Origin of the sequence: Micromonospora sp. U56 (genome assembly GCF_018070095.1) — a bacterium.
Lineage (GTDB): Bacteria > Actinomycetota > Actinomycetes > Mycobacteriales > Micromonosporaceae > Micromonospora > Micromonospora purpureochromogenes.
Genome location: NZ_JAGPYL010000263.1, coordinates 1 through 1,254, shown reverse-complemented (window position 1 = coordinate 1,254; position 1,254 = coordinate 1). Strand labels below are relative to the sequence as shown.

Below are 1,254 nucleotides of genomic sequence, written 5' to 3'. Positions count from 1 at the left end.
GGGACTGCCCCGGGTTTGGTTGACTCGCGGGGCTGAGTGGTTCAGGCCGCGTGTGCGGGCCTGTTGATTGTCTCAAACTCGATCGGGGTGAGCTTGCCGAGGCGTCGTTGCCGTCGGCGGCGGTGGTAGGTCCGTTCGATCCAGGTCACCATCGCCAAGCGCAGGTCCTGGCGGGTCTGCCAGCGTTGCCGGTCCAGGACGTTGCGTTGCAGCAGGGCGAAGAATGATTCCATCGCGGCGTTGTCGCCGCAGGCGCCGACGCGGCCCATCGAGCCGGTCAATCCGTTGCGCCGCAATGCCTTGACGAACTTTTTCGACCGGAACTGGCTGCCCCTGTCGGAGTGGACCACGGTGCCGGCCGGATTGCGTAGTCGGATCGCGTTGCGCAGCGCCGAGACAGCCAAGGCGGCCTTCATGCGGGTGTCGATGGAGTAGCCGACGATCCGATTGGAGTACACGTCCTTGATCGCGCACAGGTACAGCTTGCCCTCGGCGGTGGGATGTTCGGTGATGTCGGTCAGCCACAGCCGGTCCGGGGCGTCGGCGGCGAAGCGGCGCTGCACCAGGTCGTCGTGCACCGGCGGCCCCGCCCGCCTGGTCAGGCCCCTGCGCTTGGCGAACACCGACCAGATCCGCTGCGCCGAGCAGAGCCGGGCCACCCGGTTGGCGCCGGCGGTGATGCCGTGGGCGGGTAGTTCATCGGCGATGAACCGGTACCCGAAGGCCGGATCTTCGGCGTGGATGTCCAGTGCGGTGTTGATCAGATGCGCGTCGTCCCAGTCCCGCTGCGAAACCGGAGCCGTGCGCCACGCGTAGTAGGCCTGCTTGCTGAAGCCCAGCACCCGACAGGTCACCGCGACGGGGATCCCGTCCGCGGCCAGGTCACCGACCAGCGGGTACATCATTTTGGGGAGATCTCCTTGGCGAAGTACGCCGCGGCCCGGCGCAGGATCTCGTTCTCCTGCTCCAAGACCTTGTTACGCCTGCGCAGCTCCCGCAGCTCCGCGGACTCGGAGCTGGTGGTCCCGGGACGGACACCGTCCTCGACGTCGGCGAGCTTGAGCCAGCGGTGCAGACACGCCTCGGAGATCCCGAAGTCCTTCGCGATCTGGGCGATGGGGGCCTCGCCCTTGCGGGCGACCGCGACCACGTCACGGCGGAACTCCAGGGGGAACGCTTTCGGCATGACAGACATCCTTCCAGCGAGGAACGCATCCTCACAGGTGGGGAGTCAACCGAACCGGGGGCAGTCCC

General features: G+C 67.5%; 1 protein-coding gene. It reads right to left on the bottom strand.

Translation table 11 applies throughout. The annotated features are described in order from the left end of the window. Positions 1 to 41: 41 nt before the first annotated feature. Positions 42 to 1,186 (bottom strand): IS3 family transposase gene (locus KBX37_RS33890; protein WP_210779889.1). Its coding sequence is split into 2 segments (ribosomal slippage): positions 42 to 913 and positions 913 to 1,186, totalling 1,146 coding nucleotides; the frame shifts between segments, so codons are not numbered across the junction. Positions 1,187 to 1,254: the final 68 nt, after the last annotated feature.